At 59.4% G+C, this 25503-nt stretch carries 13 protein-coding genes; 8 read left to right on the top strand and 5 right to left on the bottom strand.

Annotation, left to right across the window (positions count from 1 at the left end):
* Nucleotides 1–11: 11 nt before the first annotated feature.
* Nucleotides 12–11327 carry a VCBS domain-containing protein gene (locus AACY19_RS22525; RefSeq protein WP_339453813.1) on the bottom strand — a complete coding sequence of 3772 codons (11316 nt, stop codon included), beginning with the start codon at nucleotides 11325–11327 and terminating at the stop codon, nucleotides 12–14.
* Nucleotides 11328–11590: 263 nt separating this feature from the next.
* Between AACY19_RS22525 and AACY19_RS22520 the strand changes: the two genes are divergently transcribed.
* Nucleotides 11591–12388, top strand: a complete 798-nt coding sequence (locus AACY19_RS22520; RefSeq protein ID WP_339453812.1) for a DUF2092 domain-containing protein — start codon at nucleotides 11591–11593, stop codon at nucleotides 12386–12388.
* Between the two features lies 1 nt (nucleotide 12389).
* Nucleotides 12390–12968, top strand: coding sequence for a hypothetical protein (locus tag AACY19_RS22515; protein ID WP_339453811.1), 579 nt, complete (start codon nucleotides 12390–12392; stop codon nucleotides 12966–12968).
* On the opposite strand, the gene AACY19_RS22510 is transcribed toward AACY19_RS22515, so the two are convergent.
* Both AACY19_RS22510 and proP read right to left on the bottom strand, forming a co-directional pair.
* Nucleotides 12969–13562 (bottom strand): hypothetical protein, encoded by a 594-nt coding sequence (locus AACY19_RS22510; protein ID WP_339453810.1) that lies wholly within the window; start codon nucleotides 13560–13562, stop codon nucleotides 12969–12971. It abuts the gene before it with no gap.
* 60 nt (nucleotides 13563–13622) lie between these two features.
* Nucleotides 13623–15125: a glycine betaine/L-proline transporter ProP gene (gene proP, locus AACY19_RS22505; RefSeq protein WP_339453809.1), complete on the bottom strand. Its 1503-nt coding sequence runs from the start codon at nucleotides 15123–15125 to the stop codon at nucleotides 13623–13625.
* A 239-nt stretch (nucleotides 15126–15364) separates the two neighbouring features.
* Between proP and AACY19_RS22500 the strand changes: the two genes are divergently transcribed.
* The 5 genes from AACY19_RS22500 (at nucleotide 15365) to AACY19_RS22480 (ending at nucleotide 22509) form a co-directional block, all read left to right on the top strand.
* Nucleotides 15365–16654, top strand: a complete 1290-nt coding sequence (locus AACY19_RS22500; RefSeq protein ID WP_339453808.1) for an NAD(P)/FAD-dependent oxidoreductase — start codon at nucleotides 15365–15367, stop codon at nucleotides 16652–16654.
* 13 nt (nucleotides 16655–16667) lie between these two features.
* On the top strand, nucleotides 16668–17225 hold the full coding sequence (locus AACY19_RS22495; protein WP_339453807.1) for a helix-turn-helix domain-containing protein: 558 nt from the start codon (nucleotides 16668–16670) through the stop codon (nucleotides 17223–17225).
* A gap of 21 nt (nucleotides 17226–17246) precedes the next feature.
* Nucleotides 17247–18593, top strand: a complete 1347-nt coding sequence (locus tag AACY19_RS22490) for a glutamine synthetase family protein (RefSeq protein WP_339453806.1) — start codon at nucleotides 17247–17249, stop codon at nucleotides 18591–18593.
* Nucleotides 18594–19594: 1001 nt separating this feature from the next.
* Nucleotides 19595–21178: an AAA family ATPase gene (locus AACY19_RS22485; RefSeq protein WP_339453839.1), complete on the top strand. Its 1584-nt coding sequence runs from the start codon at nucleotides 19595–19597 to the stop codon at nucleotides 21176–21178.
* Complete coding sequence (locus AACY19_RS22480; protein ID WP_339453805.1) at nucleotides 21175–22509, top strand: McrC family protein; 1335 nt, start codon at nucleotides 21175–21177, stop codon at nucleotides 22507–22509. Before AACY19_RS22485 ends, AACY19_RS22480 begins: the two co-directional genes overlap by 4 nt.
* Nucleotides 22510–22548: 39 nt before the next feature.
* Here AACY19_RS22480 and AACY19_RS22475 read toward each other — a convergent pair whose 3' ends face one another.
* Entirely contained in the window at nucleotides 22549–23445 is an 897-nt protein-coding gene (locus AACY19_RS22475) for an EamA family transporter (RefSeq protein ID WP_339453804.1), read from the bottom strand.
* Entirely contained in the window at nucleotides 23442–24725 is a 1284-nt protein-coding gene (locus AACY19_RS22470; protein WP_339453803.1) for an MFS transporter, read from the bottom strand. The genes AACY19_RS22475 and AACY19_RS22470 overlap by 4 nt, the downstream gene beginning before the upstream one ends.
* Before the next feature lie 132 nt (nucleotides 24726–24857).
* Between AACY19_RS22470 and AACY19_RS22465 the strand changes: the two genes are divergently transcribed.
* Nucleotides 24858–25316, top strand: a complete 459-nt coding sequence (locus AACY19_RS22465) for a winged helix-turn-helix transcriptional regulator (RefSeq protein ID WP_339453802.1) — start codon at nucleotides 24858–24860, stop codon at nucleotides 25314–25316.
* Nucleotides 25317–25503 lie beyond the last annotated feature (187 nt).

Here is a 25503-nt window from a genome sequence, read left to right as displayed (position 1 = left end):
GTTCGACGGCCTTACCGTGGTGCTCGCCGTTGCGCTGCATCACGCAATTGCGCGCTGAAGCCTTTGCCCCGTGGTTTTTCCTGTTGTTTTTCAGCGTGTGCGGGACTGTGCGTCAGGTCTGCCGGGTTCAAGGTGAACAACGACGGATCGCTCAACAGCCCATCGGCACTCAACCCGGTACGACCCTGACGCCCCTGAATCCACAGCAGATCCAGTTCACTCTCCAGGCGACTGGTGCGTACCGCTTGCTGGACGAATTGCCCCGGCACCAGACCCAGACCGTTGCCCACCGAATCACTGGTGAACTCACCGACCGCCGCCAGACGCAGGTTGCTGCCGTCGACGCCCCAGGCCGACAGTTCGGAGATTTCAGCGGCGCGCTCAACCACCGGCGTAACGAAGACCGCCGGCTGCGGATCGGGGAGGAGGAAGTTGCGGTTCAGGGTGTTCGTGTCGCGCTCGAAGTTGTTGCCGCCCGGCGCCGGAATGAACGGTGTGGCAATGTCGAGGGTGATCGCCAGTTCGGCCTGATCGCTGGCGCCGTTACGGTCACTGATGGTGTAGGTGAAGACGTCGCGCAGGATCTGTCCGAGACCGGCAGCCGCCAGCACGGCGGGGTTGTTCTGATCGATGGTGTAGGTGTAGCTGCCGTCGGCGTTCAACACCAATGTGCCGTAGAGGCCAATGATCGGCTGACCGATCAGGCCCGCAGTCCCTGAATCCGCCTCGGCGCCGGTACGGATACCGACCACCACCAGACTGTCGTTGTTGTCGACGTCGCCATCGTTGGGCAACACGTTGCCGGTGGTTTGCGGCGCGGGTGCCTGATCACTGGCAAAACCGCTGTCGTTCTGCGCCACCGGCGCGTCGTTGGCCCCTTGAATCACCACGGTCAGGCGTGCATCCGAGGTCGCCCCGGCGGTGTCGACCATGCGATAGGTAAAGGTTTCGCTGAGGGTTTGGCCTGCCGTGCGCAGGGCTTGCACCACGGGATTGTTGTTGTCGATGACATAGGTGTAGCTGCCATCGGCGTTGAGCGTCAGTTGCCCGTAAAGCCCGATCAATACTTGCCCGGCGCCGGCGGACTGGCCGGCCTGGTTGCTCACGCTTTGCACGTGTTTGCTTTCGCCGTTGGCCACGCTGTCGACGTCACTGTCGTTGTCCAGCACATTGCCCGTAGCATTGCTGCCGGGCGTACCGTTATTGACGCCGCCGGCCTCGACTGCCGTGGCGTTGTCATCCACGGCAACCGGCGTGTCGTTGCGACCATCAACGGTGATGCGCAGCTCGGCGGTGCTGCTGTCGCCCCAGCGGTCGACGATGGTGTAAGTGAACACTTCATTCAGCGTCTGACCGCTCTGACGCAGGGCCTGAACGGCGGCGAGGCTGTTGTCGACGGTGTAGGTGTAGCTGCCGTCGGCGTTGATCAACAGGTCGCCGTACAGTCCGCGCAACGACGTGCCGACGCTGCCCACCGTGCCAATAGCGCTGACCGTGCCGGTGTGAATGCCGATCACTGACAGCGGATCGCTCTCGGCATCGGTGTCGTTATCCAGAACATTGCCGCCGGGGTTGATCCCGGGCTGGCTGTTGTTGCTGCCACCGGCCTCGACCGCTGTCGCCGTGTCGGTGTTGGCGTCCGGCGCGATGTTGCGGCCACGAATGATGATGCGGATTTCCGCCTGATCGCTTTGCCCGCCACGGTCGGTGACCTGATAGGTGAAGCGCTCGTTGAGAAATTGCAGCGGCCCCAGAGCCAGCACCGCCGGATTGCTCGAGTCGAGGTTGTAAGTGAAGCTGCCGTCGGCGCCAATGATCAGTTGGCCGTAGAGGCCGTTGATCAGCGTGCCGTTGCTGTTGTCGGTGCCTGCGGTGACGCCGGCCAGAGTGCCGCCGGCATCTTCAGTGCCGAAACGAATGCCGGTAACGGTCTTGCTGTCGCCCTGATCGACGTCGGTGTCATTGGGCAGCACATTGCCGTTCGGATTGACGCCATTGCCCTTGCCGTTATCGGCCACGGCGAGCGTCGTATCGTTGGCCGCGACCGGCGCGTCCCAGGCACCGTCAATGCGGATGCTCAATTGCGCGGTGTCGGTCGCACCGGCGAGATCACGCAAGCGATAGGTGAAGGTTTCCACCAGCGAATCGCCGACTTTCAATGCCTGCACGGCCGCCAGATTGTTATTGATCACGTAGCTGTAAGTGCCGTCGGCATTGATCGTCAAGGTGCCGTACAGACCACTGAAGGTCTGCGTGACACCAACGTTGGTGAAAGTGCCGCCAGCCGCTTCGCTGCCAGTGCGAATACCCGTGACCCGTTTGACGTCGTTGGCATCGACATCGGTGTCATTGGTCAGCACGTTGCCGCTCGGATTGACCCCCGGCGTGCCGTTGAACGTGCCGCCGGCCTCGACCGCCACGGCACTGTCGTCACCGGCAAGCGGATTGTCGTTGGCCCCGCGAATGGTGATGGTCAGCGTCGCTGTGCTGGTCGCACCAGCGAGGTCGCGGATCTGATAAGTGAAAGTTTCCGTCAGGGTGTCGGCATTGCTGCGCAGTGCCTGGACCTGCGGATTCAAGTTGTCGAGCAGATAGCTGTAACTGCCATCGGCATTGAGGGTCAATCGACCGAATGTGCCGTTGAAAGGACTGCCGATCAGCCCCACCGAAGTACCCTGAGCGACGCCGATCACGCTAAGCACTTCACCGTTGCCATCGACATCCGTGTCGTTGCTCAGCACGTTGCCGCTGGGGTTGGTGCCTGGGATGGCGTTGTTCAAGCCCCCGGCTTCGACGGCGGTGTTGCTGTCGTTCTGCGCGACGGGCGTGTCGTTGCGCCCTTGTATGCTGATGTTCAACGTCGCACGGTCTGTGGCACCGGCAGCGTCGATGACCTCGTAACTGAACGAGTCGAGCAGGGTATTGCCGGCGCGCAGGGCTTGAACCGCCGCCATGCTGTTGTCCAGACGATAGCTGTAGCTGCCGTCGGCATTGAGCGTCAGCCAGCCATACGTGCCGCGCAGTTCCGCGCCGAGGGCGCCGGCCGTGCCGGTTGCCGCTTCGCTGCCGGTGCGCACCGAGAAGACCGAGCGGGTTTCGCCGTAGTCATGGTCGGGCAGGTCGCCGGGAATTTCACCTCCGTCGACATCGCTGTCGTTGTCCAGCACATTGCCGCTCGGGTCCTGACCCGGTTGGGAGTTGTTCAAGCCACCGGCCTCGATGGCCACGCCGGAATCATCACTGGCCAGCGGGTTGTCGTTCTGCCCACGGATCAACACGATGATTTCCGCCGTGTCGGTTTCCGGGGTCGCCCCGACGCCATCGCTGATGGTGTAGGTGAAGCGCTCCAGAAGCAGATCGGCGCCCCGGCGCAAGGCCTGAACATCGGGGTTGCTGTTGTCGACCTCGTAGACGTAGCTGCCGTCAGGGAAAATTGTCAGCGTGCCGTACAACCCGGCAATGACCGTGCCGCCGAGGTTCACCGCGATCGGTGTGCCCGGATCGCCAGTGGCGCCAGACTTGATCAGCGTCACTGTCAACGGGTCGCCATCGGGATCGGTGTCGTTGACCGTGACGTCGCCCGAAGGGTTGACCCCCGGTGTGTTGTTGCCGATCCCGCCGGCCTCAGTGGCGACGGCAATCACGTTCTGCGCCACTGGAGGATCGTTGACGCCATGCACGGTGATGACCAGTTGCGCGGTGTCCGTCAGGCCGCTGGTGTCGGTGACGCGGTAGGTGAAAAACTCGGTCAGGGTCTGCCCCGGAGCCAACGTCTGGACGGCTGCATTGGTGCTGTCGACGTCATAGAAAAACGAGCCGTCGGCACCGATGCGCAAAGTGCCGTAGAGCCCGACCACGACGGTGCCGTTGGCCGAAGTGGTGCCGGTGGCGACGCCACTCAGTACGTCGGTGGCCGGGTTGTAACTGGCCTCGCTTTTGTTGATCACACCGTTGACCAGCAACTGGCTGCTTGGCTGGTCGTTGGCATCGACGTCCTGGTCGACACCATTACCACCCGGTTGATTGATGGGGCCGGGACGGCTGGGGAACTGGATGACGTTGCCCGTTGGATTGCTTTCCGACGCGGAACCATTGGTTGATGCGGCTTGCGCCGAAGCCGCGTCATCACTGGCGACCGGGTTGTCGTTGGCGCCCTGGATGACGATGCGCAATTGCGCAACGTCATCCAGGCCACCGGTGTCAGTGAGCCGATAGCTGAAAAACTCCACCAACTGCTGACCGGCGCTAAGACGCTGCACCGTGGCGTTGCTGTTGTCGACCACGTACCGATAGGTGCCGTCGGGGTTGATGGTCAACGTGCCGTAGAGCCCGGAAATCGCGGTGGCAGCGCTGACAGCCGTAAAGTTGCCGGTGCCCGCTTCAGCCACCGGGCGGATGCCGGTCACGGTGCGGGTTTCGCCATTGGCGGCGCTGTCGACGTCCTGATCGTTGGTCAACACATTGCCGATGGCATCGCTGCCAGGTGTGCCGTTGTTGACGCCGCCCGCCTCGATGGCCACACCGTTGTCATCGATACCTTGCGGCGTGTCGTTGGCGCCTTGAATGGTCACACTCAACGTCGCCGTCGAGGTCGCACCGGCGAGGTCTGCGAGCACGTAATTGAAGTCATCCCGCAGCGTCTGCCCCGACACGCGCAAGGCTTGTACGGCGGCGTTGTTGTTATCGACGACGTATTGATAGGAACCGTTACGGCCGATGATCAACTGGCCGTACAGTCCGTTGATCACGGTGACGTCCAGCACAGGTGTCTGGATGCCGGCACCGGGGCCGACCGAGACCACGTGAAGCTGATCGGCATTGGTGGCGATGTCGACGTCAGTGTCGTTGCTCAGCACGTTGCCGCGCGGGTCGATGCCCGCCGCGCCGTTGTTGGTGCCGCCGGCCTCGAGCGCCGTAGCGCTGTCGTTGACGCCGACCGGATTGTCGTTGACCGCCGCGAGGATGATTTGCAGGGTGTCGGTGTCGCTCAGCGCATCGGTGGCCGTGCCCGGAATGCCGTCACCGTCGGCATCGCCGTAGTTGCCGCGGTCGTTGCTGACCACGGTCAGGGTATCGGTGCCATTGAAATTGGCGTTGCCCAGATATTGCAGGCTGGCCAGGGCGCTGTTGATGTCGGCAAGGTTGCCGGTCAGGGTCAGGCTCGCGGTATTGGCGCCGCTGACCGTAACGCCCGGCACGCTTGCGCCGAGGAACAGCGTGCCGTGGGTGACCGTCAGAATCACGCTGATGTCACGGTCGTTGATATTCGGGTCGCGGCTGGCGTCGACATCGGCAACGCTGATGCCGCCGATATTCAGAACGATGTCTTCCTGGCCGTTTTGCGTGCCGGGAAGGGTATTGACCGGCGCGTCGTTCTGTTCGACGTAACCGGCGTTGGCGCTCTGGGTGTCGGCATCGCCCAAGGTGATGGTGATCTGGCCCAGCGTGCCGGCATCGCTGTCGACGCGCACGCGCAGATCACCCACGGGTTGCGGATAGCTGACCAGCCCGGCGGGCACATCGATGCGGAACACACCCAGGGGCAGTACGCCAAAACGGTATTGGCCGTTGGCGTCGGTCACGGTGGTGAATTGCAGGTTGTCGGCGGTGGTGTCGAGGCGTCCGTCGGTGCCGGCCCAGGTCAGGGTCACGGTTTGTCCGGCCAGGCCTGCGCCATCCGGCGTCGCGCTGGCGGTCGGCGAAGCGGTGTCATTCCACAGCGTACCGGTGATGACGCCGAGCCCGGCATTGTCGCGCAGAATGTACTGGTTCGGGCCGACCGTGCTGCCGGTGCGCTCGCCGGTGGTGCTGCCGTCGACACCGACGCTGTTGCCGCCCCAACTGGTGAAATCCTCGGGCAGGCTGCTCCAGGTCAACGTCGCGTTGCTGCTGGCGACGATGGTCGAATTGGGCAGGTTCACCGAGTAGCGCACCTGAATCTGCGCGCCAACATCCAATTGATCGAAATTGACGCTCAAACCGCCGCTGGTGCTGAAGCTGATCCCCGCCGGCAAATTGCCCGGGCCATATGTCACGCCATTGATGCTGACACTGAGCAGTGTGTAATTGCTGCCGCCGACAAAACCGTCGCTGACCTGCGCATCGAACGCCGGCAGTCCGCCGTTCTGAGTGAAGCTCAGTTGCACCGTGGCAGTGCCGCTGGTGCCGGTCGGGTTTGGATTGAAACTGACGATCTGCTTGTCGAGCCCGCTGAAACCCGGTTCAACCACGCGCTCGAACACGGTGTCGCTGACCGCGCGACCGGCACCGTTGACGACTTCCCGCGCCGTTACGCCCAATTGCGCTCCGGCGACGTTGGCAGCGATGTTGGTCACACGCACGTTGAATTCGATGGAAATGCCTTCGAGGTCGTCATCGTTGCCATTGCCGTTGACCACGGTGCCGAGGTTGAACGTCACCACCTGACTGCCATCGGCATTGGTGACGATGGACAGCCGGCTGGGGTCGAAAATGCCTTGCGGGGCCAGACCGGACAGGTCGGAGGTGATCGGCAGGGCTTGCGGGCTGTCTTCGTTGCCGTCGATATTCAGCGTGCCGCCGACGATCAGGTTGGCGTCGCTGGTCAGCCCGCCGTTGGAGATGAAAGCAATGCGCAGGGCATTCACCAGTGCGTCCGGCGAAATGAACTGCAAGCCGTTGGCCAGGGTGATCTGTATCTGATAGTTGGGGTTATTGCCCTCGGGCACCAGCACCACCACGCGGTAGCGGATCACTTCGCCGACCGTGACTTGTTCGACCGTTGCGGTGGTCGGGTTCGGCGCGGCCGTGTCCGGCAGGCCACCGACGCGAGAGATTTCGATGGCCTGTGCCACCGGAATCAGCAAGGTCGAGAGGTTGCGGTAATCGTTGAGGGTCCCGCCATTGAGCACGCCGTCGACGCCGGTCCGTTCGCCGGCATTGCCGCCGTCGAGGCTGGTCCACTGCACGCTGGCGACGTTGGCGATGTTCGACAACGCGGCGGCACTGGCGTTGACCACGCCACTGAGTTGCAAAACGATGCTGCCGCCCTTGGCGATGTCGATATTGGCGCCGCTGGCAGTGCGCAACTGGCCACCGACGATTTCAAACGCCACACCGCCGTTGTTGGTCGCGCCGTTCTGATAGAGCACGCCGACCAGCGTCACGTTGCTCAACTGGGTCGGCAGGGTGTCGAGGAAACTGATGTCGAACGCACTGAAATCGGTGGAACCATTGCCGTTACTGATGGTGATGTTGAACGTCACCGTATCACCCTGATCGTAACCGCCGAGGCCGGAGGTGGAGGTGATCACCTGATTGACCTGCAACGTCGGCTCGCGCACCGTTACCGTGGGCTGACCACCCGTGAGGGCGACAGTGCGATCCACAGCCACTGTACCGTTCGGGGTGTCGCCGTCCGGGTCGCTGAACAGCAGTTGCGCATTGTTCTGCAGCGAGACATTGGCCTGGTTGGCGATGACGTTGTTGGCCACCAGTTGCAGGCGAATCACGAAGGTGTTGTTGCCGGTCTGGTTGTCCGCCGAAACGCTGGAGACGCTGAACGTCCAGCGCCCGTCGACGCCATCGCCGCCCAACGTGCCGCCAATCCCGGCAAAACCGCTGACCAGCACACTGCCGGCGAAGTCGGCGCCCAGTGCGCCGCTGCCGGCACGGGTGGTGATGATCTGGTAGCCGAGGCCGTTATTGAAACTGGTGTCCAGGCGCATGCCCGGAGGAATCAGGTCTTCGATGCGCAGGTTCTGCGTGGTGCCTTCGGGCAGGGTGATGACGATGTCGTAGCGCATGCTTTCGCCGACCACCAGATCACTGCCGCTGGTGTGGCTGGCACTGGAGTCGCCGTTGTCCAGCGTGCCGTCGGCAAACACTTTGCTGATCACCGGCGCGGCCACTTGCTGAGTGGCCAGGTCGGTGAGATCGGTCGGGGTAAAATCGGTCCCGCCGTTGACGCTGGCGTAATTGCTCAAGGTGGCTGTGGTCTGCAGGTTGCGGCTGGCCTCGATGGTGGCGCTGACCACCACGTCATAGCTGATCACCACGACGTTGGCGCCGCTGGTGTCGGCGGCGGTGCCGCTGCGTCCGGCGAGAAGCGAGGCCTGACCGCCAGCATCGAGGAAAGTGATCTGATTGCCGCTGACGCTGTAATCGGTGCCCAACACCAGCAAGGTGCCGTCGCCACGATAAATCTGCAGATTGGCCGCCGCCAGACTGCCGCCGACAAAGCTCAGGCCAGAGGGCAGGGTGATGCTGGTGGTGACATCGAAGGCGCCGCCACCACCGGTGTTTTCAATCGCAGTGACCAGACGCAAACGGTCGGCGCCGTCGATGTTGCCGATATTGCCGTCCACCGCCGCCAGACTGGTGACGTTGCCATTGAACGGCTTGCCGATGCTGCCCGGTGGATTCCAGCTGCCGGTGGTGCCAGTGACCGTGCCGTTGGAGCCGGAGACCACGCCGTGTTTGATGTTCAGGACAGGCTCAGCGACGGAAACAATCGCCACCACGTCGGAAGAGATCAGCGTGCGATCGGTCAGGGTGGTCTGCTGGCTCGACTGCGCCAGTACATCCAGTGAGCGCTGGTCAGCGAAAGGTTGATCGCCAACCCTCACGGTGAAGCGAATGACGATGCGGCTGCCTGTAGTGGTATTGGTGGCGAAACTGCCGAAATCGAACACCACCGAATTGCCGTTGGCGCTGGTCACGCTGAGTACGCCGCCGGCATTGGTATTGCCGGCGCCCAGTTCCCACTGGCCGACATCACTACCCGAACCCCAGGTAATTGCGCTGACATTGAACAGCGGCAGCGGCAGGTACGCGGTGAGCTTGAATTGCTCGTAATCGCCGGTAATCAAGTCGTAGCTGAGTTCGAAAGTCACCTCATCGCCGGGGCGCAATTCGCCGTTGCCCGGTGGCGCGCCGTTGTTGACCTCAACCAGGCTGATATCGACGTTGCTCGTCGGAATCACGCTGGTGGTGGCCGAACCATCGGTTTCACTTTCGCCGGTCAGGTTGAACTGATCCTGCAACAACGTGCCATCCACTGTGGCGGTGTTGCCGAGTTCATCGCCTTCGTTGATGTCGGGGTGCGGGTCGCCTGATGGTGGTTTGTAGGTCTGGCCGACAATCGCCGAATAGCTCAACACGGCAATCACCGCGCCCTGCAAGGTGTCGTCGAAGGCCAGGTCGCCATTGAGCCAGCCACGAATATTGGAGAACGCGTTTCGCAGCGACTGGGCGATATCGAACACCATCGACGTAGTGCCATCAGCGTTGTTGACCACGCTGGTGACCAGGGTGATGGTCTGCGCCACACCGTTGATGGTCACGGTAATGGTCGGCGTGCCGCTGAGGGTCTGGCCATCGCTGAGTTGATCGCGGATGACCAGTTGGCCTTCATTGAAGAAGTCCTTGCCGAAGGCAAAGTAGTCGGAAATCGCCAGGTTGAGGGTGTATTGCAGGGTGTCGCCGGGGCTGATGCCGGTGTGGCCGACGTCGCTCTGCATCGTCGCGGTTTTCAGCAGGGTGATCGATTTGGCGATGAACTGCGTGCCTTGCCCGGTGCCGCTGAAGTCGATGGTGGTGTTCGGCGCGGTCAGGTCACGCGGATCGAGTGGCACCCATTGGCCGGAAGCGGTTGGCGGCCCAAGGGTCACGGTGACCGCATCGCCCGTCACCGGGTTGATCACGGGCTGACCGTCGGCGTCGAATTCCGGCACATAGAAGGCCACCACGGTATCGGTCTTGCCGGTCAGGCTGTCGTAGGCGACGGTAAACGAATTGATGTAGACGTCGTTGGCCGCAATCAACACGGCAATTTGCGCCGGACTGGTCACCACGGTGCCGTCGTGCAAGGTGATCGAGGTCAGCCGTCCGCCAGGACCGGGGGTGATGGAATTGACCTGGATGTTGTCCGGCAGCGGTTGAGTGATGACGATATTGGTCAGCGTCTGGCCGGGGGCTGGCGTGGCCGACAGGGTCAGCGTGCGCACATAGTTGGGGCCGGTGGCGGTTTCGCCTTCCGGGGCATTGATGGTTTCGCTGACGGTAATCACAGTCGGATGCACGACGAAGGCAACAGTGCCAGCCTGAATCAGGCTCGGATCGTTGGTCGGGTTGTCCAGCGCATCGTTGCCGAACTCGAAGCCGCCACTGGCGCGGATGGTCAGATCAGGCGATCCGTTGGAAAACGACGTGTCCGCCAGATTGCTCAGGCTGGCAGTGACCTGCACACCGATCACCGGTTGCTGGTTGGTCACGCTGGCGAACGGCAGTTCGATGACCACCAGTTTGTCGCCGGCGCGCATGCCGTAAGTCGCGGCGTTGATGATCAGGAAATTGCCGTTGGCGTCCTTGGCCAATGGATGGGTCGCGTTGCCGTTGGCATCGAACGTCACCACATGGCTGATGAGGTTTTGCCCCAGGTACGTGGCCGAAATGAAATTGACGCCGTCGTCACCGTCCTTGCCAGTGGCGGGCATTGCCAGGTTGATGAACGGCGCGAAACCGACCTGGGTCGAGGTGTTGCTGAAATTCACGGTAAAGGTGAAACGGTCGCCCAGCAGCACATCGCTGCCAGCGGTGGAAACCGAGGCGGTCGGCGCGGCGTCGGCGAGCAGACCGTCGAAGTGCTCCATCGCCAGACTGCTGATGGCGAGCGCCTTGTCGATGTCGCCGATTCGGGTTTCCAGCGTCCAGTCGCCTCCTGCGCGGGTGCTGCCGGTATCGTTGCTGGAGGCGCCGACATCGGCACCGGTCCAGCGTGCCAGTTCGCTGACCAGGGTTTGCCCGGCAGCGCCGGCACCGACGTCGCAGCCGTAGAGTTGAATGTCTGCGCCCTGGGTCAGGTTGCCGCGCCATTGTTCAAGGGTTTTGCCCAGGGAATCGATGTTGTCCGCGGTGACCGTGCGGTTGCCGAGGGTGAATTGCCCGGCAGCGCCATGGGACATGATCTGGATCGAGTCGACCTTGCCCAATTGCGCCAGCGCGGCAGAGATCGCCGCCAGGCCATCTTCACCGCCATTGACCACAATCGCCGTGACGTTGCCGGGTAATTGCGCGAGCAACTGGTCACGGTTTTCGATGCGACTGTCGATCACCAACAGGCTGCGTGCCGCAGACGGCGCCTGCTCGGTGGCGGCTCGGCCTTCAGTCGGTGTGGCGTGAGGCACTTGCGCATCTACCGCAGCAGGCGGGGCAGCGGGATCGCTGTGATGTTGATCGGCCGCCGCAGACGCCGCGGCGCCGTCGAAGAGAATTCTTGGCTCCAAAGCCAGTGCCTGACGCTGCGGACGCAGATGCGCACCGCCGAATCCATTCCGTGAACCTTGCATGACCAGCCCTCGTACTACCTGCTGAATCCTTCCAATGAGCGCCGACGTCAAGCGACGGACAAATTCAGCGTAGGCCGTTTCTTACGGTTTTCCAGCGCTGCGGATGCCTTTGCAGGGACTTGGATCGGAGCGCGATAACAGCCTTTGGCCATCAATGCACAGGGGGTTCGTGCACATTGGCGTGCCCCGATACTGACGTCTAGGCTGGACAGTCAGTCGCCCACTCGGGCGTCACGCCCAACACAGGAACAGGAGCGGAGCCGATGAAAGCCCCAGTCAGTATGGTCTGCCTGATGTTCACGCTGGTTTTCGCGCCGGGCGTCCGCGCCGATGATCCACCCGCGGCACCGGCCGCACCCGCCACCGATGCGGCGGATGACACGCCACTGGTCAATCCGCAAGTGGTCGACAAGCTTATCGACATGGGCGATTACCTGCGCAGCCTGCCGAAATTCCAGGTCGACGCGCAGGTCTCGCGGGACACGGTTCTGGAGTCGGGGCAAAAGATCAAGACCGAGTCGTTCAACACCCTGAAAGTGGTTGGCCACGACCGTTTGTACGCCAAGAGCGAAGGCGATGTGCGCACCCGTGAATTTTTCTACAACGGCAAAAAACTCACTCAGTATTCGCCCTATCTGAAGTACTACACGACAGTGGACGCCCCGGCCACCGTCGCGCAAACCCTGCACAAGGTCGAGAACTACTACGGCGTGCAGGTGCCGATGGAGGATCTGTTTCTGTTCGGCAGCGATCAGGCACAGATCGATGCGTTGAAAGCCGCGCTTTACGTCGGGCCGTCGATCATCAAGGGTCAGCTCTGCGACCACCTGGCGTTCCGTCAGGAAGGCATCGACTGGCAGTTGTGGCTGACCCGTTCCGATAAACCGTTGCCGTGCAAACTGGTGATCACCACCACTGACGACAAGACCTATCCCGAGTACAGCGCGGTCTACCAGTGGAACCTCAAACCGACGATCCCGGACAGCCAGTTCACCTTCAAACCGGGCAAGGGCGATGTGGCGATTGCGATGAAAAACACCAGCGATCAGGGAGGGCAGTGACATGCACAAGTCAATGACGTGGAGTCTGTTGATCTCGCTGGCCACCGCAATGCTGTTGACCGCAGGTTTGGTCGCTGAGGCGGACGCCCGGGGGCAACGCGCCCAGGGCCATGCACGCGCTAACGTCAACCGTGCGCCGGCGCCCCATGCGCAACGGGCGCAGCGGATCAATGCGCCGCAGCGCGCCAATCATGTGAACGCCGCCAATCGGGTCAATTCGGGCAATCGGCTGAATGCCGGCAACAACGTCGGCAATCGCGCTTACGTCAATAACAGCAATCGCAACGTCAACCGTAACGTGAATATCGACAATCATCGCGACGTCGACATTGATGTCGATGGGCATGGCCGTTATGGCTACGACGATCACTATCATCCGATCGCAACGGCTGCGGCGGTGACCGCGACGGTAGCGGTCACCGCCGCAGTGGTCGGCTCGATTCTGACGCCGGCACAAATGCCCAGCAGTTGCGTGCAGGTGATTCGCTACAACGTCGCCTACATGCAGTGCGGTTCGACCTGGTACCAGCCGCAATACCAGGGCAGTGATGTGACGTATGTGGTGGTCAACGCGCCATGATCAGGCTTTCGGCACCCAAGGCTGGATCAGCGCAAGCATGCCGCGACCGCCACGGCGCAACCCGGTGGCCAGGGTCAGCCACGACAATTCGGTGACAATCACTTCACTGGCGGGCACCAGCCGGACTTCACCGGAGGTGCCACCGGCAGGGCCGCCGTCGGGCATGAAGATCGTCAACCAGTCATCGATGCTTTCGACGATCAGGCACGGCCTCCAGCCTTCGCCTTCGGCAATGATGCCGACCCTGGAGCCGTCCTCATTCTCCAGCCCGGCAAAACGCGCGGTGGTGTCCTTGAACAACTGGTAGCCCGGCAAGTTGCTGAGCAGCTTGTTTTCCGTGGCCTCCATGGCCCGGGCCGCCGCTGAAGTGCGTGCCAGCAACCCGGCGAGAAAACACAGCACGATCAGGCCGATCAACGTCGCCAGACTGATCAGCGTGACGCCGGCCACGTCGTAGTTCTTGAACATCGGTAGCAGTTTTTCCACCGGCCCGCGCAGCAGGTGAATGGCTTTTTCGACCAGCACGACGATCAGCACCAGCGGCAGGATGAACAGCAGACCACCGATCACGGTGGTCTTGATGAACTTGAACATGACGGCTCCTTGAATGACGTGCGATGCGCATTCAAGGCTAGCTGATGCTCTGACGGTGTGTCAGTCGATCCGCGGATGCTGTTGCGCCAGTTCCTGGCGCTTGGCTTCCAGTGCCGCGATTTCGGCGTCGATGTCTTCGATTTTCTGTTCGATGTTGTCGTGGTGTTCCTGCAGCAGTTCCTTGGCTTCTTCGATATCCGACGCCGCCGGGGCTGCGCCACGCAGGGGTTTGTTGGCAGTTTCCTTCATGGTCACGCCCGTTACCAGGCCCACCACGGCGATCACCATCAGGTAATACGCCGGCATGTACAGGTCGTTGGTGCTTTCCACCAGCCACGCCACGGCGGTCGGAGTCAGACCGGCGATCAGTACCGATACGTTAAAGGCACTGGCCAGCGCGCTGTAGCGGATGTGGGTAGGGAACATCGCCGGCAGCGTCGAAGCCATCACGCCGATGAAGAAGTTCAGCAGCACGGCGAGGATCAGCAACCCGGAGAAAATCAGGCCGATGCTGCCACTGTTGATCAGCATGAACGCCGGAATGGCGAAGATGAACAGACCAACGCTGCCGACGACGATGAAAGGTTTGCGGCCGATCTTGTCACTGATGAAGCCGATCAGCGGCTGCACGAACAGCATGCCGACCATGATCGCGATGATGATCAGCACACCGCGGTTTTCGCTGTAGTGCAGGTTGTGCGAGAGGTAACTCGGCATGTAGGTCAACAGCATGTAATAGGTGACGTTGGTCACGGCCACCACACCGATGCAGGTCATCAGGCTGCGCCAGTGCTTGGTGGCGACTTCCTTGAACGATACTTTCGGGCCGCCGGCGAGGCCTTCGCGGTCGCCTTGTTCGAGTTTTTCCACGTGCTGCTGGAACGCCGGCGTTTCTTCAAGGGCGTGACGCAGATAGAGGCCGATCATGCCCAGGGGCAGGGCGAGGAAGAACGGCAGGCGCCAGCCCCATTCTTCAAATTGTTGCTCGCCGAGGGTGGTGGAAATCAACACCACGACACCGGCACCAAGGACGAACCCGGCGATTGAGCCGAAATCCAGCCAACTGCCGAGGAAACCGCGTTTGCGATCCGGCGCGTACTCGGCGACGAAGATCGACGCGCCGGTGTACTCGCCGCCGACCGAGAAACCCTGGGCCATTTTCGCCAGCAACAACAGGATCGGCGCCCAGATGCCAATCGAGGCATACGACGGAATCAAACCGATGGCGAAGGTGCTGAGGGACATGATCACGATGGTCGCGGCGAGCACTTTCTGGCGTCCGTATTTATCGCCCAACGCGCCGAAGAACAGCCCGCCCAATGGCCGGATCAGGAAAGGTACGGAAAACGTCGCCAGCGCGGCGATCATCTGGATGCCCGGGTCTGCACCGGGGAAGAACACCTTGCCGAGCACGTAGGCGACGAAGCCGTACACACCGAAGTCGAACCATTCCATGGCGTTGCCGAGGGCGGCGGCAGTGATCGCTTTGCGCATCTTGGCGTCGTCGACAATGGTGATGTCGTTCAGGCCAATGGGTTTGATGGTTTTCTTGCGTGATTTCATTGCGGTTTTCTCTGCTACTGATCCATGTCTCCGCGCAGGTGCCATCTATTTGATGGCGCTGCTCTTTTGGGTCAGATACATCAGGACACGAAATAATTCACTGCTCGCCGCTTTTTTCCCGACACACCCGCATGACGGCGCGATATGACGTTTGACTGGAGCAACCGCTGGTTGCCTGCGTGAAATTATCTGTGTAGATTTTCATGAAATTATAAAAAGATAATTTCACGAGGTCGCGAATGTTTCAGCAGTCCAGCCAGCACGTCGACAGTTATTACGCCCACAGCTGCGCCGATATCCTGCGTCATCGACTGCCGCTGGAAGGCGCACACGACACTGACGTGGTGATCATCGGCGCCGGTTTCAGCGGGCTGCACAGCGCATTGCGCCTGGCACTGGCTGGCAAGCGCGTGACGCTGCTGGAAGCCAGTCGCGTGGCGTGGGCTGCTTCGGGTCGCAATGGCGGGCAGGCGATTCTCGGTTGGTCGTGCGATATGCCGCCGCTCGAGGCAGCGTTGGGTCATGAACGGGCCAGGCGCCTGTGGGACGGCATGCGCTGGGCGGCGCAGGAATTGCGCGCACTGCCCGGGCGCCATGGGTTTGACTGTGATTATCGCCCCGGGCATTTGTGGACATCGGTGATGCCGCGCCGCGTCAGCCTGTTGAGTGAATGGCAACACGAGGCCCGCCACAAGTGGGGCCACGATGCCTTGCAGTTCATCCCCCGCGAACAACTGCCGGAATGGGTCGCCACGGATCGTTATCAGGCCGGGCTGTATGACCCGGAAGGCGCGCACCTTAATCCACTGAAACTCGCCTTGGGCCTGGCCGCCGCCATCGAACAGGCGGGCGGGCGCATCCATGAACAAAGCAAAGCATTGAGTTATCGGCAGGAGGGCAGCGGTTTTCGCGTCGACACCGAGCGCGGATCAGTGCGCGCCGATGTGCTGGTGCTGGCCTGCAATGCCTATCTCGACGAACTCGACCCGCAACTGTCTGGCTGCATCTTGCCGGTGGGGACTTATCAGGTTGCCACCGCACCGCTGACGCCGGAGCAAGCCAGCGCCCTGTTGCCGAGCAATGTTTGCGTGACCGACAACCAGTTCGTCCTCGATTATTTCCGGCGCACGCCGGACAACCGTTTGTTGTTCGGCGGCGGCTGCACTTACCTGGGCGGCATGCCCAAGGACATCGCAGCCGCCACGAGGCCGTTTCTTGAGCGGGTGTTCCCGCAACTCCAAGGGGTTGCGCTGGATTTTGCCTGGGGCGGGCACATCGACCTGACGCTCAATCGCACGCCGGATATCGGCGGCGCCGACAATCGTTATTGGCTGCAAGGCTATTCCGGCCACGGCGTGCTGCCGACGCTGGCCGCCGCGCGTGCGGTATCCGACGCGATTCTCGGCAACCCGGACGAATTGGCGCTGTATCAGGGTCTGAGCAACGGCCGCTTCCCAGGGGGCAAACACTTCGCGGCACCGCTGGAAGCCATCGGCAAAGCCTGGTATCGACTGCGCGACAGCATCTGATGAGACGTAAACCATGAACAAGCAAGAAGAAATCGCCGCACTGGCGATCCTCATCCACGACCTGCGCAAGCACAAGAAGTGGACCTTGAAGGAACTCGCCGACAAGATCGGTCGCTCGGTGGGGTTTGTGTCGCAGGTCGAGCGCGGTTTGTCGCGACCGACAGTGGCGGATCTGACCGCGATCAGCGAAACCTTTGGCGTGCCGACCACGTATTTCTACAGCCTGCTCAAGCCCAAAGAGCTGCCGTGGGTCACCCGTCCCGACGAACGCCGCACGCTGTATTACGCCAACGGCATCACCGACATTCTGGTGTCGCCGCAGATCCGCGCATCGTTCTCCATGCTCGAAAGTCATCTCGACGCCGGCGCCAGCAGCGGCGACCGCCATCTGACCGACAGCTCGGAGCAAGGCGGCTACGTCCTCGAGGGCGAACTGACGCTGTGGCTGGGCGACAACGAAGACCCGGTCACGCTCAAGGCCGGCGACAGCTTTCAGTTCGACAGCCACACCCGCTGTCGTTACGGCAACCTCACCGAGCAGCTCACCCGAGTGCTTTGGGTCTACACCTGAGAACAATAAAGGATGAACACCATGGACGCTGTCTGCGCTGATCTGCTCGCTGAAGTACGCGCGTTTCGCCAACACTACCCTGAAGTGCGGTATGTCGACCTGATTTCACTGGACATTCCCGGGCACTTCTATGGCAAACGCTACCCGGTCGACATGCTCGAAAAAGTCGCCGCCGGCAGCGCCCTGAAACTGCCGCAGAATTGCGTGCTGTTAGGGGTGCAGGGCGGCTTGTTCAAGATTGGCGATTATTGCTTCAACGACGGCGACCCGGACGCCGTGCGCCGACTGGTGCCCGGTACACTCAAACCGGTCACGTGGGAAGCGCAGCCACTCGGGCAGATGCTGATCACTTCGGACGGCACCGAAAATCCCATTGAATTCGAACCCCGCGAAGTCCTTGCGCAAGTGCTCAATCGCCTGGCGCGCAAAGGCATTCACCCGGTCGTGGCGTTTGAGCTGGAGTTCTACCTGTTCGACAAAACACTGCGTGACGGCTTGCCACAGTTCCCCCGCGATGAACTGACCGACGACGCCGACGATCAGCCCAACATGCACATCGAACGCCTCTCACGCTTCGCCCCGGTGCTCGACGAAATGGTCGAAGCCACGCGAGCGCAAGGCATCGACGCCACCGTGATCACCGCCGAACTCGGCCCCGGTCAGTTCGAAATCAACTTCGGTCACCTCGACGACGGTTTGCGCGCAGCCGACTGGGCCGCCTTGTTCTGCCGCAGCACCCGTGGCGTCGCCCTCAAACACGGCTACCGTGCCAGCTTCATGGCCAAACCGTATCTGCAGCATCCGGGCAGCGGCATGCATGTGCATGTCAGTGTGTACGATGCCGACGGCAACAACCTGTTGGCCGCCAACGAGCAGCAGCCGTTGCGCCACGCTGTCGCCGGCTGCCTGGAATTGCTGCCGCACAGCATGCCGATCTTCGCCCCGAACCAGAACGCCATGCGCCGCCTGGGCGGCACCGTGAACACCGCGACCAAAGCCAGTTGGGGCTATGAGGACCGCGATGCGTGCTTGCGCATCCCGGAATCAGACGCAAAAAACCTGCGTATCGAATACCGGCTGGCGGGCGCGGATGCCAACCCCTATCTGGTGTTGGCGGCGATTCTGGTGGGGCTGGAGCATGGATTGGAGTCAGGCCACGAACCGATTGCGCCGTTGAATGAAGATCGCAGCAGCGGCATTGATTTCCCCAAGGAAATGTTCGAAGCCGTGCGTGCGATGCAGCAGCAGCCGCAGTTGCGGGCGGGGTTGGGCGGGGAGTTTGTCGATGTGTATTGCGAGAATAAACGGCAGGATCATCTGGCGTTTATGCAGGAGATTGGGGCGCGGGAGTATCGGTGGTATTTGTGAGGGGGGATGCTACGGGAAGAGTTTCGCACCACTGAACATGACGCCTATTCATCGTGGCAGAATGATATTTTGCGGCCTGAACTCAAGGCGCAATACCGCCTGCGCTTATCCCCGCGAGAAGTATTGCGATAATTGAAGGTTACTCACAGGAAGAGTTTGGCGCGACCGTCCAGGCACCCGTGCGTCCGGAAGAACGCCAATTCGACTCCGCGACACCCTCTTACCCAATGGTTCTTCGGTCAGTTAAATCTGCCGGAGGCTCAAACAATGCTGGAGAAAGCCCCGTGAGCGATGCGCAAGGAAAGCTGTTTAAAGATTGGTTGATCAGCAAGGGAATGACGAGTAACACCGCTAACAATTATCTATCCGGGGTTAATACGGTCACCAAGCACTTTGGCAGCAATGTTCTGCTGACCAACGACCTCGAGGCCTTGGAAGAGCTGAACCGTGATTACGGTCCTGCCGGTGAGCACGCCAAAATTGGTGGGAGCAACAGTAACAACGTCCAAAGCGGACTGCGGCAGTGGATGGAATACCAGCGCTACCTACATCAAGGCGCAATTGAAGGCTATGCCGATAAGCGGGTCCTTCAGTTAGTAAGCAAGGGGACGCCGGAAGAGCAGGTATGGTTTTGGACGTTAGTGGGGTATTTCCGCGAACGGTACCCACGGGCTGACCACTGGACGGTGAACATTAATCCTCCGGATATCCGTATTGGTGTTCGAGAGCAGGACAGCCTGAAAGGTAAACCTGCGTTCACACTGTATTGGTACGGGGGGGAAATTCGTTGCTCGTTGCGGGGGATTGCGGATCATCGTGCATTGATGGAAGCAAAAGAGCAGGACTGGGAAATTGACTCGACTCGATATCCCACATTGGCGGACATGGTCAAATGGTTTGACTTGGTAGACGAAGCACTCAAGGGCAAGCATCTGACCCTGAATGGAACGGGGCTAGTACCCCGCAAATATGGTCAAGCCGAACAAGAAGAGTCCGATGCTATGACAACTGATCAAACGACAGAGCACGCCCTTAATCAAATTCTTTTTGGTCCGCCTGGCACCGGAAAAACCTACGCCACCATTAACCAGGCGCTGGCTATTCTTGCTCCGGAATTTTTAGCGCAAAACAGCGGCAGTGACTTCGAGACGCGCGAACGCTTGAAGAAGGAATTTGATCGATTCGTAACTGCCGATCGCGTGCGTTTCGTTACCTTTCATCAGAGCTTCAGTTATGAAGATTTTGTAGAGGGGATTCGAGCAGATTCTGACGCTGAAACCGGTCAGTTGAGATACCCGATTGAAGCCGGAGTGTTCAAGCGTATTTGTGATGACGCAAGAACCCAGCCGGCGACTGATCTTGGTGTTCGAGCCAACCCGGCAATCTGGAAAATCTCCATTGACGGCACAGGGGGCTCTCTAAGCAAGAGCTATTGCATGGCTAATGGCGAAGCACGCATTGGTTGGGGAAAGACCGGTGATCTGCGAGAGGATTACGAACAGAACCCCTATTACCAAGACTTGGGTGCAGGCGATAAGGGCACTCTCAATTATTTTTCCGAGCAGATGGCCGTGGGGGATATATTGTTGTGCATCCATTCGGCTGAGCAAATCGGTTCGATTGGCGTGGTAACAAGCGAATACCGCTATGAAAAACAAGTACCTGCCGGGGTGATTACAAACTATCAGCATGTGCGTTCGGTGCGCTGGCTATACCGCGATATTAACTTACCCATTCTACCGCTCAACGATGGCCGGCAATTCACCCTGAAAACTGTGTACGCCATGAACCGTTTCACTTGGGCAGATTTGCTTTCCTATCTGCAGCAGCAGGGTGTACAGCCAACGGAACCGACAGTGGTTACCGCCAGTACGGACGTTCCTTATGTGCTTATTATTGATGAGATCAACCGAGGTAACGTCTCACGTATTTTCGGTGAGCTGATCACTCTGATCGAACCTTCTAAGCGCGAGGGAGCAGAAGAGGCGCTTAGCCTGAAACTGCCGTATTCGAAAAAGCCTTTCAGCGTGCCTAAAAATGTCTATCTGATCGGCACCATGAACACCGCCGACCGATCACTCGCAGGTTTAGACATCGCTCTGCGCCGACGATTTACGTTTAAGGAAATGTTGCCCCAACCGAAGCTACTGGATGGTGTATTGGTGGAGGGCGTGGAGATTGGTCAACTGCTTAGGGTAATGAACCAGCGGATTGAGGTTTTATTGGATCGCGAACATTGTCTGGGGCACGCCTACTTTATGCCGTTACTGAAAACCCCAACCCTGGCGAAGTTGGAACTCATCTTCCGTAATCAGGTACTCCCTTTATTGCAGGAGTATTTCTTTGAAGATTGGCAGCGCATCCAGTGGGTATTCAATGATCATCGTAAGCATGAAGACGACTGCTTTGTGCTTCGTAAGAAACTTAACCTCAACTCGTTATTTGGCGAAAAGGTTCGCGCGGAGGATCAGGTCTGGCGTATTAACGGGCCGGCATTTAGTCGTGTCTCTGCTTATGCAGGCGTAATTGAGTGTAAGACCGACGCGGAGGAGTCTGTCGAGTCGCGCGAGGGGATGGAGGTTTGAATGTTCACGTTACCGTTCGTGAGTACGCGAGGCTCACAACAACTGCGGTTCCGCCTGGTGATCTCGACTGTGCTCAGATATCCGAAACTGCCTTCGACTGGCTATGCGAACTGAGCGCAAGCTTTCGGAAGGGTGGCGCAACCTTGCTCCAGGTCGAAGGCCGACGCTCGCTAAAGTGGGACAGCTACGTGGGTGTGATCGAAACGCCCTGTGGCACAGTTCTGGAGATATTGCCTAAGCATTTTGAAAAGCATGGCTGCAAAGCCAAAAGTCGAAGCCTGCTGCGCAAATTAATTCAAGTGGCGTTATCGCTGAAACCGCGCCAGGTTTCGGAGGCAGGGTTGGAGCTTTTCAATGCCCCAATTACGGAATGGGTAATGGGGCAGTTCTTAGGTGAGCTGGAGCACCTGGTGAAGCGTGGTATTCGCTTCGACTATCAGCGCATTGAAGAGGACCAGCGATTTTTGCGCGGCCAACTTAACCTGGCGGCACAAATTCGCCAGCCGCCGGGGCGGCAGCATAACTTTCAGGTCCGCCACGATGTGTTCCTGCCGGACCGGGCGGAAAACCGCTTACTTAAACTCGCATTGGAACGTGTGGCAGAGAGCACTAAGGACGCCGCCAATTGGCGATTAGCGAGTGAACTGCGCACCCTGTTGGCTGAGGTGCCTGTAAGCCGGCAGGTACCACGAGACTTGCGCACCTGGAGTCGTGATCGCCTGATGGCTCATTACCAGGCAATCAAACCTTGGTGCGAGCTGGTCTTGAATCAGAATATGCCGATTGCCGTGAGCGGCGAATGGCGGGGGATGAGCCTGCTATTTCCTATGGAAAAACTTTTCGAGCGTTATGTTGAGAACTGGCTGGGAATCCAGTTAAAGCCGATTGCCAAGTTAAAGCCTCAGTCGGCTAGCCAATTTCTGTGCAACCACGACAACGCTCGTATGTTCTGCTTGAGACCGGATTTGCTCATAGATACGCCGGAACAGCGCTGGATTCTGGACATGAAGTGGAAACGCCTCGATATGTCCAGGCGTGAGAAGAACTACGATTTGAGCCAGAGTGATTTCTATCAGCTTTTCGCCTATGGCCATAAATATCGCAAAAGCACAGGTGTCCCGAGACTGGTACTGATTTATCCATACTGGTCAGGGTTGCAAAGGGCGTTACCGGTTTTTCAATACGGTGATGGCATGAGCTTGTGGGTATTGCCCTTTGATCTGGATAATGATCGTTTGCTGGGAGCGGGTCCTACGGGTATTCCTCTGAAACAAGAAACGCTCAAAGCAGCCTGGGGGATAAGCGAACAAGCCATTATCAGCCCCCCGTGACCTGCCCACAGCTGGATGGAATCAGTAGCCGGTGCTACATCACGATGCGCATCGGCCAGAGCGCTTGAACAACACGCTGAAGATGCGCTGTCCATATAAGCCGACGCCAAGACCCGACACGATGAGCAAGACCGCAATGATTTTGTTGGCTGACAGCGTCTCGTCGAAAATCATCACTGAACCGAGCAGTCCGAATACTGGAACCAGCAACGACAATGGCGCTACCGTCGACACTGGGTATCGTTTTAATAGTGAATTCCATACCCAATAGCCGAACAAGGTATTGGGATAGACCTGAAACAGGATCGACAAGATGACGCGGTCGTCGAGTTGATGCACCAATGCGCTGTAACCGACCGAGCCGTTAATCGCGTAATCAAGACCGAAAAGCGGGATGGGTGAGAACGCGCTGGACCACACCAGAAAAGCGAAGACCTGAGTGGTCTTGGCTTTTTTGTTGATCACGTTCGCCGCACTCCAGGCGATGGCTCCAAGCAGCACGAGTAATAATCCGGCCATCGTGACTGTTCCGTCAGCGATCAAGATAATGCTTAACAAACCGCAACAGGCGAGCCCCATTCCCGCGAGTTGGTAGCGGGAAATAGTTTCGTTGAACATCCATGCACCCAGCAGAATAGTAAAAAACGCGCTGAACTGAAGTACCAGCGAAGCGATGCCTGCTGAAAGACCAGACTTGATGCCAATATTGACGACGGCCCAAAGTCCGATGCCGAAAATCAGCCCGTAACCAATAATATAGCGCCACTGAACATCAGGTTTCGGGATGAAAAAGATCGCTGGAAGTGCGCAAAGCGTGAAGCGAATCCCTGCAAGAATGAGCGGGTCGACGGTGGTCAGACCGAGTTTGATAACTGAGAAATTCACGCCCCATATTGCAGTAATCGATATGGCGAGAACAAAGTGCCGGAGCTTCATGCTGATCTTCCTTGAATGTTCGTGGAGAAATGACGCATAAGCACCCACAGCACTAAAGCTGTCGCGCTGATCGTAACGCCCAGCAGGTTGACGGCCATCCAGCCACCGAGTGAATAAGCCTGGGTCGCGGCTGCCGCGCCCAACGCACTACCCACCGAGTAGAAACACATATAGGCGCCGACCATGCGGCTTTGGGCGTCGGGTCGTGCAGCGAAAATGAAGCTCTGATTGATGACATGGACGGATTGCACCGCGAAGTCGAGCAAGATCACTCCACAGACCAGTGCTATCAAGGACGTCTCGGCAAGCGCAATGGGCAGCCAGGACAGCGTGAGGATACACAGCGAAATACCGGTCACTCGTTGCCCCTGACCTTGATCGGCCCAGCGACCGGCTCTTCTGGCAGCGAGGGCTCCCGCGACGCCGGCCAAGCCAAACAGGCCGATGGCCGTGTGTGAAAGCGATAGCGGCGGAGCGCTCAACGGCAACACCATGGCTGTCCAGAGCACGGAAAAAGCGGCGAAGATCAGCAGGGCCAACAGGCCTCTAATCCGCAAAACCGGTTCGGTCATGAACAGCTTGAACAACGACCGGATGAGAACCGGGTAAGAATGTTGATTGCGTGAAGACGCTACTGCAGGAACCATTTTCCACAGCACCGCCGCGACGATCAGCATCAATCCTGATGAGACGAAATAAACGGCGCGCCAACCCGCCAGATCGGCGATCAACCCGGCGGTGAACCGCGCCATAAGAATGCCCAAGACAATTCCGCTGGTTACGGTTCCGACTGCCTGCCCACGTTGAGAGGGTGTTGCCAGCATGGCGGCATAGGCCACCAGCACCTGAACGACCACGGCCAACATGCCCATCACGCTCATCGCGCCCAGCAGCGTCAGCCAATGCTGCGATGCGCCGACTGCGGCCAGAGCAATTGCAGAAAAACTCACTTGGGTCAGAATCAGCCGTTTACAGTTCACCCTGTCGCCCAGTGGAACGATGAACAGCAACCCCAGCGCGTATCCAGCCTGAGTGGCTGTCACCACCACCCCGATCAATCCTGAGGACACGCCCAGGCTTTCAGCGATAGAGGCGAGCAGGGGTTGGGCAAGGTAAACATTGGCAACTGCAAGCGCGCAGGTGACCGAGAATAACAAGGTGAGCAAGGGAGAAAGCCCCGCAGAACGATCAAATTTGCTGCTTTCTGCGGCATCGACCTGTTGCAATAGCGAAGTCTGACGGGATAAACGTTGCTCGGCTGTGTCGGCATCTACTGTCATGCGTGCCTCCAGAAGGCTAAACTGGTTTCAATTAAAAACTAGATTTATTAATTGCAAATTCGGTTTCAAATTGCAACCACACTGATCCAGATTGATCCGCCCCTTGGCAATTCTGTGCAAAAGGTAAATACGATGGCCGAAATTTCATCCCCAAAAAGCAGTGAATGCCCGGTAGCCAGAACCCTTGAGGTCATTGGCGATCGCTGGTCTCTGATGATCATCCGCGACGCCTTTGACGACATTCGCCGATTCAGCGAATTTCAAAAGAACCTGGGCGTGGCCAAAAACATTCTGGCGTCGCGACTGAAGACTTTGGTTGAGGCCGAAGTTCTCGATGTCCGGCCTGCGTCAGATGGCAGTGCCTACAACGAGTACGTCCTCACGGAAAAAGGCCGGGAGATATTTCCAGTTGTGGTCAGCATGAGGCAATGGGGGGAACGTTTCCTGTTCAAGCCAGAGGAGGCACGTTCTGTGCTGCTGGACAAGGAATCGGGACAGTCTGTGATGCCCATTGAAGTTCGCTCATCAAGCGGTAGAAAGCTCGGGCCGTCTGACTGTCACCGGGTGAGACTTGCTGCTATCGGAGAGTGATATGACGCAGGAGACTCAGTGGCTGCCCATCGCTCTTTTCCGTACCCAATTAATCAACACCTTGGCGAGCAGGCGAATGCGATACAGCTAATGCCTCATGATGGCCGCTGCCATAGCGTGTCTACCGGATGCCCGGCGAGGAAATCCGAAATGGCTCCGAGCGGCTCGTCGACGGTCGTCAGCGGCA

It is taken from the genome of Pseudomonas sp. EA_5y_Pfl2_R50, assembly GCF_963970475.1.
Classification (GTDB): domain Bacteria; phylum Pseudomonadota; class Gammaproteobacteria; order Pseudomonadales; family Pseudomonadaceae; genus Aquipseudomonas.
This window is presented reverse-complemented; position numbering and strand designations above follow the sequence as displayed.